We start from the raw sequence: 7,426 nt of genomic DNA, 5'->3' as shown, positions 1-7,426 counted from the left end.
GCCCCTGCCTCGGCCTCCTTCAGCACGCCGATGATCTGTTCTTCCGTGAATCGTTTCTTCATTGCCGTTCCTTTGTGAACGGACTCTACATCGATTTCGTACTAACCACGGGGAGCAGGTCACCAGGCTTCTCGAGGCCCTGAGTAAAGCCAAACGACTTCCCGTTTTTCCAAAGCCCCTGTTGGCTGGGAAGTCGACGGTGTGTTGTAACGCACCGCCCTGCCGGGTGCGGCAGGCGAGGCTGGAGGAAGGTATCGACGCCCCGACAATCGTCCCCTCCCTCGCAGGCGCATTGGCCTGGGGCGCACTTCCCTGGCCGAGCAGTCGTTGATGACCGGCTGCTTCCGCCCCGTGCGGACGTTCGCCTAAAAATTACGGGCCCATCGCAGTTGGAGGTATGCGAACTAGCCGCATTCGCTATCTCCTCACTTAGTTTCGACAGCGACTAGGGTTCCCTTCGAATGTCAGAGAACTCGTACTCGTCATCTACTATTGACACCGACCAGCGATACCCCCGCATACGCAAAGTCTCGTTTAGCCAATCCAACGGTACTACCGCACGGTCGTACCAAACTGCATCGTAGTCGAGAGGGCTTATACCTTTAGCGATCATGTAGCGCTCCTTCAGAGCCATGACGCTCAACTTACGTGCCATGTATTGGGGCGTATCAGGCGCATCCCCTCCACGACCGGGCTCATTATGGGGTCGTCCGTAAGGCGGCTTAATGTGGCCGCGATCAATTCCGCCGAAGAAAAAATTCACATGAGGCGCCCGGCCTCCTCGGCCGCCACGCCCATCCAGCTGATTCGCTTCTCCACCCTGCCCCCCTTCACTGTAGACACCGTCTTGCTCAACGATGACATCCATACCAGGTTGTCCGGGTCCAATACCACCGCGTCCGCCCTTTCCGCCGACAGCTTGGCTTCGGTCACCGTTCACACGCGCGTGTCCACCGCGTCCGCCATCGCCGACGCCCCCCTCCCCGCCGGCACCACCCTCCGCACTGCTATCATCTCCGTTCACTTCTGCATCGCCGCCAGCGCCACCGGCCCCTAGAATCGCGGTGTGTAAATCACTCATTTAACCCCCGAGAGACAAAATGGATAAGTCGTTAAAGGTTGGCAATCTATCGTTAGCCATCTGGGAAGCCATGTTTCGCCCAGGCATGGCTGAATTCGCCGCCTCGACTTATAACTTTAGCCGTGAAGCACCGGAGCAGGTTCGCATTGCTTTTGGAAATCAAGGCCCGATCGTAGACACCGATGGCAACCGTATGCCCGTCTTTACTCATGCGGTGACCCTTCCGCCTGCTATTGCGGTCGACCTCGCAAGGCAAATTCTCGAACACTATGCAAAACCGGCTGACGATTCTAAGCTACCCATTGCGCCAATTTAGCGCGCACCGGCTCCGCCCGCTCCACCTCGTACCTTGGATCTGCTGCCGACTGCAGACGCGTCACCCCCTTTGCCGCCCATACCTCGGTTCGCATTACCGCCGCGGCCGCCTTCGACATCATTGTCGAGACCTATGCTCCTAGCACGGCCTCCGGCACCACCTAGGCCTGCTCGCCCGCTGTTGCTTCGATGTGTGCGATAGGCAGACAAGCCAGCAAGGACCACCAGCATCACCGCAACCAAACTACCAGCGGTCGCTTGAAGCGTCGACATATGCGGCCACAATATTGGAAGCGACACGCTCAAAATCGCTGATGCGAGACCAAACAATACAGAACTCCAATAATTTCGCTTTGCGTCATCAGACATACAAATTCCTGTACAGGCATATGGGGGGAGGGAAAATTTCTAGTGACCACGACTCGTCGGCCAGGGGCAAGACGCTGCATGATAATCGCTTTTCCCTTCATCATCGGACTTGCACGAGCGTTACCCACTCTCCAAAAATTATCTTATTTTTAGGCGAAATATTGAACAGGCGTTATACAACCTGGACAGAAATAAGCTTTCCTACCGCGTCTCACATCAAATTTAAATGAGCTTTCGGGCAGTTCAGACGGGCAACTTTGCGATCTTGAATAATATAGTCGCTTTCTGTGGAGCCAGGTTATTCGAATGACAGCTTTCTCGCAATGACAGATGACCGAAGCTGGCCGGAAGCGGCCAATCACGAAAGTTGCTATCGGCGCTTGCCCTGCAAATAGCGAGACGACGGTTTCAATTATTTTGGTGAGATGTTGTGATAATCCAGGCACCACCAGTCCGTATCTAGCGGGGAAGAATTAGTATCCGCCAACTCCGAATAATTTTTCTGCCATGTGGTGCGGTCCTACAACATTGATACCTACTCCTCTGTCTGGATTGACGTGGTGAAGGAGAACGTCTGCGGGTCGGTCAAGTACGTCAGTGTCATCTTCATTCTTGAGATGAGCCTGATACCACCGCATGCACAGACCAGCGACGATATCTGCCAATTGCACTCCAGTGCTTTCAGGTGACGCCTTGAAAAACAGATCCGAAATTTGCTTGAAGTTATAATTGGAGTAGGGTGGTTTGAACTTACTAAAGCTGATGCTGGCTTTCTCAGCTTGAGATTTAGCAGCGGCAATAATTTCATCGAAATGCATCTGCTCATCATGAAAGATGCGGGTGCCTTGCAACTTGCCCGAAATAAATAAATTCATGCGAGCATAGATGTTGGTAAAAGAAGAGTAATTAGGAAGCAACCAGACCTCCTGTTCGCGCTTGCCTATGTCTGGAATGGGGAGGAAACGCCGGTGAGCTCTATCACCTTCCCGTTCGATCATGATGCGAAAGTCGTCCTTACTTTCGTCGACCTGAGACACGATGCATTTGGCTACGTCGTGAGAGCCTTGACTGACAAATTCCTTGAGAAGGTCAAAGTATGCGGCCGTGTTCTCATTGGACGGAGAGTTCATGCACTGAACAAAGGCAAAGAAGACTTCATTCGACAGCTGGTGATAGAGATAGTCTGCAAAGATGTTCTTAAGCCACACGGTCTTTTGTGATTCTTCCGTGTTGAAGTAAGGAGGCCAGATGAACCCGTTGGTGATGCTCACCGCGAGCAGGTATTTCTTGTCTACGATTTCAACGAAGAATGGGAAATCGTTCTTGACCAGAAGTTCAACCGCATCCAAAGCAAAAGCAGGCTTGCGCTTCAAAATCTTGCTGAGTTTGAGTTCGGTTGCCTGAACGTTGTGCCTCCTCCTTAGTGCCGCCAGTTCTTCTGTGAGAGATTCTTCATCCTCAAGGCCGACTGCGGCCAAGCTGAAAACAGCCTGCCCGCCGAAATCAAGGGTTGGGCCTGTTCGTGCCAAGTCGCCCGTATTGCCGCTCTCGTCTATGTAGAAATCCATGCTCACCCTCGTGCTCATGTGTTGCTAATAATAAATATCGGCAATGGTGATAGGGTCTGAAGATACACCCATGTTCAGCGCAAAGCTGGAGCCCATTTCCCAGAGGCACAAGTATTTGCTCAGGAGCTGCGCAAGGTGAGTGCGGAAATGTCGGGAACCAACCAATCGTCTGCATAGCGGCCTGCTGTGCCTTCTGAGCACCAGTCACGTAGGCGCTCTTCAATCTTTCACTACTTGAGCCTGACCATACTGATCAACATGCCATGGGAGGCTGTGAACTGCCCCGAAGTCGGCATTGCCATTCGCGGAATGTTCGAGCTTCACGGGAAAAGGTGTCAGGCTAAGATTTCGCTATCTAGATAGTGCGAAATCGTAGTTTGATATATTTTTGGCGAAAAAATTATCCCCTGCCCTCTATTTTTCGCGCGTTTTACGCCAAGTCTCGAGCAACTCAGTGTTTCCCGAAGCCACCTCAATAAGCATTTGAAGTGTCAGGACTGTGCCGGGAACAATGCCCTCTTCATCGACCTCTTTCCCGTCGAAATCCGGGTTGGTCGGTATCTCCACATTAACTATCCACCAGGTACCAATTTTTCTCAATAGTGCCACAAGGGCATTAAATTGAACCTCATGCGAAGACTCAATTTGTCCCGTAACTACGCCGAAGAGCTCGTGAGCAAGTAAATTTCGAGTTTTCTTCAGTTGCTCGAAAGTTGCTAAATCTTCATCGTCTATGACGTTACTGCCTCGCAACCAATGAAGCGATGCGTAAAGTGGGCTTTTGTTTTTTGACAATACATTAGATTGATATTCGGAACCGACAGTGGGCCCATGCTCATCAAAATCACTAGTATAGAAGTCACGAAGATCGTCTACGATAGAATCCTGAAGGATTTCAAACGCGGCAATAAACATAGTCGCCAAGAAAAGAGATGGCCTGACTACATCAGGATCCAAAAATCGCTCCCATTGGTCGGTAGCATCCCTCATCAAAAACCTCGCTTAGCGCATTGCACAACATTAACGTATAAATTAATACTCCATTTCGCTGGCATCCAAGCAGAAAGCCAGCATCCAACACCCATTTTTTATATCCAATAAATCTAATCCGAGTGGCGAACAGCAAATCTCACGTATTGGAAAAAATCATCAGAAGGAGACTTGCACTCAATTCTTTGACTTAATGCTCTGATGATAGATTTGGACTCCTTAAAATTAAGTGCGACCACACCTTGGTGCCAATCAAAAGTTATTTGAATCAAGTTACATTTCATTGAATTAATAGTAACCTCGATTCCCGAGCAGCTAATTTGACATGGGCGTCTTGAAACCCATCGATCAGTAGCAGCCACAAATAAGTGAGCTACATCTACGAACGTCTCAACATCTGGTTCAGTCGGTAGTATGTAATCGTGCTCAACCGCATTTCGCTGTGCATTCAATCGATCTAGCACTCGAGGGGCGACGAGACCACACTCGCGGATATACCTTATCAAATCCGGGAAGGTTCTACGACTCTTCGGATTTACTCCACCGAACCCTAAGCAAAGATCCTCGAGACGTAGATGCAAAGCTTTTTTGGCATTGGAAAGAGCATTGACCAGATGCCGGGGAGTCTTCCCGTCTACCAAGTCGAGTGCAGCGAATGAAAGATAGTCCGCAGCAGAAAGCGGTTCTGTGCGCACTTCCATCCAATCCCACATATCCACCTCTGCGGTGTCATCGGATAAAAGCGATAAGTCAAACTGAGTCATGAGGGTCGTGTGATATTGTGCAGTAGCGCAATTTAGCAGACGATCCCACGCCATATGGAATCAATGTCGAGGCCGCTCATGGCCGACTGTCTAGGCAAGCTTGAGTCACCCTGCAGATCCGCCAGCCTTTACAACCTGCTGTGCGAGTTGACAGGAGGCCCCCGTCAATCATCCCCTCCCCCCGCCGCCGCATTCCGCGCCTCAGCCAACGCCACCGTCAAATGCATCACCTTCTTCTTCAACTGATCCCTTTCATCCGTCAACCGCGCCAGCAGCTCCCGTAGCCGCGCCACCTCCGCCGGCAAATCCGCGATATTCTCGATCGGGATATCCGGCACCGCCTCTTTCAGCGGCGGCGCCTTGGCCTGGCGCACTTCGCGCGCCGCCTGCTGCAATTCCTTCCGCCCCCCTGCCACCGCCGCCGCCTGCCGCTCCTGCGGCAAGGTCGCGACCGCCGCCGCGGCGTTGATGGAGATCGCCCCATCCTTCACCGCCCGCACCAGCTCCGGCGCGGCGGCCTTTTGAATCCGCTCGATCTGCCCCAGCGTATTGCTGCTGATGCGCGCTTCACGCGCCAACGCTTGCCGGCTGAATGCAGCGGCCGGCGGGATGGGCGGCGGTTCCGGCGGCGGGGTGCTGCCGTCGTCTTCCCACGGCGGCACGCTGCGCGATTGCAGGATCTCCTTCTTGCGCAGCGCCAGCACCCCGCGCTGGAAATCCGACACGCTGCGCCGGCCCAGGTGGTTCTCGATCATCCACAGGTGCACATCGTCCATCGACTTGAACGAGGTGTTCTGCCTGGTCTCGAACGGAATGCCGTGCTTCCTGCACAGCGCGTAGCGGTTGTGGCCGTCGATCAGCAGGTCGCCCCACAGCACCAGCGCGTCGCGGCAGCCTTCGGCCAGCAGGCTGCGTTCAAGCGCCTCGCGCTCGTCGTCGGTCAAGGGGTCAATATAGGCGCGCAGGCCTTCGTCAATCCTGATATCCATGGTGTCCAAAAAAATTCAAGCGCCGCCTGCCGCTGGCTAGGCCTGCGGCCCTTCCAGCGCGATGCGCACGGCTTCGAGGCGAACGCGGGGATCCGTCAGCGCCAGCAGCCGGACCTTCTCCGCCGCCGGCAGCGGCAGCAGTTCACACCAGCGGTCGGCCACCCAGGCGCATTCATCCAGGCGGTACGGCGGCGCCACCGGCATGCGGTCGGCGGGCACGCCTTCCTGCTGCCATTGGGCCACCAGGCGGCCCAGGGCGTCGGCGCAGGGTTGCAGCGGCGCTGGCACGGGTAACGGCGGGTCATCGTCGATGGGCTCGGTTTCGCCCATCCAAAGACCGTATTTTGCCAGTTGGCTGGAGACCAGGCGAAAGCGGCTCGTCCCCACGCAGCGCAGCTGCAGCAAGGCGGGCATGGGCGCGTCCCAGGCGTCGATGCGGGCCAGGGTGCCGGTGTCGGCCAGGGTTTCCTGGCCTTCGGGCGAGCGGACTTCGTTGCCGGACAGCAGCGCGACCACGCCGAACTCGGTGCCGTCGGCGATGCAGCGGCGGATCATGTCCAGGTAGCGCACCTCGAAGATGCGCAGGTGCAGCACGCCGGCGGGGAACAGCGCGTTCGACAGCGGGAACAGCGGAATGGTCGCCATGGCGGCGCCCTATTTCACGGTGAAGGCGTCGTCGACGGGCACCTGCATGGCGGTGACCAGCGCGTTGGTCTGGGCGGCCATGCCGATGACGGCGAGCAGTTCGGCGTGCTGGCCGTCGGTCATGCCCTTGGCGCGGGCGGCGGCGGTGTGGGAATGGATGCAGTAGCTGCAGCCGTTGGCCGTCGATACCGCGATGTAGATCATCTCGCGCACCAGGGGCGGGATTTCGCCGTCGGCCATCATGACCTGTTTGAGCTGTTCCCAGACGCGCTTGAGCTGGGGCGGGTCGTTGGCCAGGGCGCGCCAGAAGTTATTGACGAAATCGGACTTGCGGGTGGCGCGGATGTCTTCGAACACCGCCCACGCCTCGGGGATCTTGCGCGCTTCTTCATCCGACAGCAGATGCACCGTAGCCATATGCCACTCCAACGGGTAAGGGGCCGGGCGGCGGCGTGCCGCCCGCGCAATGTCCCATTGAACTGGAAAGCCCGGCGCGGTTCAAGGCGCGGGGCGTTCAGTAATAGGTCACCCTGACGAGCACCTGGGTCGAGTATTTGCCGATTTTCAGTTCCTTGCCTGGGTCCGGCATCAGCAATGCGGTATAGGTGTGGACCGCCGCGGCGGGGTTGTAGCCGACCAGCTGGCCGAAATTGCCGACATCGGCGCGTGAAGGCGGCGCCGGGGCGGGCAGGATGGTGACGGGCA

At 55.6% G+C, this 7,426-nt stretch carries 8 protein-coding genes and 1 pseudogene; 2 read left to right on the top strand and 7 right to left on the bottom strand.

What is annotated here, in order from left to right; genetic code table 11:
- The first annotated feature begins 727 nt into the window (after positions 1-727).
- Positions 728-1,057: a hypothetical protein gene (locus tag AOZ53_RS19235; protein WP_156333437.1), complete on the top strand. Its 330-nt coding sequence runs from the start codon at positions 728-730 to the stop codon at positions 1,055-1,057.
- A gap of 43 nt (positions 1,058-1,100) precedes the next feature.
- On the top strand, positions 1,101-1,397 hold the full coding sequence (locus tag AOZ53_RS34245) for a hypothetical protein (protein WP_156333436.1): 297 nt from the start codon (positions 1,101-1,103) through the stop codon (positions 1,395-1,397).
- An 841-nt stretch (positions 1,398-2,238) separates the two neighbouring features.
- Here the strand turns inward: AOZ53_RS34245 and AOZ53_RS19230 are convergent.
- The 7 genes and pseudogenes from AOZ53_RS19230 to AOZ53_RS34755 form a co-directional block, all read right to left on the bottom strand.
- Positions 2,239-3,333: a DUF3800 domain-containing protein gene (locus AOZ53_RS19230; RefSeq protein ID WP_197286501.1), complete on the bottom strand. Its 1,095-nt coding sequence runs from the start codon at positions 3,331-3,333 to the stop codon at positions 2,239-2,241.
- A 414-nt stretch (positions 3,334-3,747) separates the two neighbouring features.
- Positions 3,748-4,323, bottom strand: a complete 576-nt coding sequence (locus AOZ53_RS33545; protein ID WP_082385681.1) for a hypothetical protein — start codon at positions 4,321-4,323, stop codon at positions 3,748-3,750.
- A gap of 113 nt (positions 4,324-4,436) precedes the next feature.
- Entirely contained in the window at positions 4,437-5,087 is a 651-nt protein-coding gene (locus tag AOZ53_RS33540) for a hypothetical protein (RefSeq protein ID WP_082385683.1), read from the bottom strand.
- Positions 5,088-5,251: 164 nt separating this feature from the next.
- Positions 5,252-6,076: a ParB N-terminal domain-containing protein gene (locus AOZ53_RS19225; protein WP_054488927.1), complete on the bottom strand. Its 825-nt coding sequence runs from the start codon at positions 6,074-6,076 to the stop codon at positions 5,252-5,254.
- A gap of 36 nt (positions 6,077-6,112) precedes the next feature.
- On the bottom strand, positions 6,113-6,721 hold the full coding sequence (locus AOZ53_RS19220; protein WP_054431221.1) for an LON peptidase substrate-binding domain-containing protein: 609 nt from the start codon (positions 6,719-6,721) through the stop codon (positions 6,113-6,115).
- Between the two features lie 9 nt (positions 6,722-6,730).
- The gene (locus AOZ53_RS19215) at positions 6,731-7,138 is read right to left on the bottom strand and encodes a carboxymuconolactone decarboxylase family protein (RefSeq protein ID WP_020927960.1); all 408 of its coding nucleotides are present in this window, start codon (positions 7,136-7,138) and stop codon (positions 6,731-6,733) included.
- Positions 7,139-7,235: 97 nt separating this feature from the next.
- Positions 7,236-7,426: pseudogene (locus AOZ53_RS34755) on the bottom strand (hypothetical protein); the annotation flags it as partial.

It is taken from the genome of Achromobacter sp. 2789STDY5608621 (assembly GCF_001299375.1).
Lineage (GTDB): Bacteria > Pseudomonadota > Gammaproteobacteria > Burkholderiales > Burkholderiaceae_B > Achromobacter > Achromobacter insuavis.
This window is presented reverse-complemented; position numbering and strand designations above follow the sequence as displayed.

What these genes read in the sequence shown, in the direction of transcription:
- AOZ53_RS34245 (WP_156333436.1), top strand. Translation starts at nt 1,101, where the DNA reads ATGGATAAGTCGTTAAAGGTTGGCAATCTATCGTTAGCCATCTGGGAA.
- AOZ53_RS19230 (WP_197286501.1), bottom strand. Translation starts at nt 3,333, where the DNA reads ATGGATTTCTACATAGACGAGAGCGGCAATACGGGCGACTTGGCACGA.
- AOZ53_RS33545 (WP_082385681.1), bottom strand. Translation starts at nt 4,323, where the DNA reads ATGAGGGATGCTACCGACCAATGGGAGCGATTTTTGGATCCTGATGTA.
- AOZ53_RS33540 (WP_082385683.1), bottom strand. Translation starts at nt 5,087, where the DNA reads ATGACTCAGTTTGACTTATCGCTTTTATCCGATGACACCGCAGAGGTG.
- AOZ53_RS19225 (WP_054488927.1), bottom strand. Translation starts at nt 6,076, where the DNA reads ATGGATATCAGGATTGACGAAGGCCTGCGCGCCTATATTGACCCCTTG.
- AOZ53_RS19220 (WP_054431221.1), bottom strand. Translation starts at nt 6,721, where the DNA reads ATGGCGACCATTCCGCTGTTCCCGCTGTCGAACGCGCTGTTCCCCGCC.
- AOZ53_RS19215 (WP_020927960.1), bottom strand. Translation starts at nt 7,138, where the DNA reads ATGGCTACGGTGCATCTGCTGTCGGATGAAGAAGCGCGCAAGATCCCC.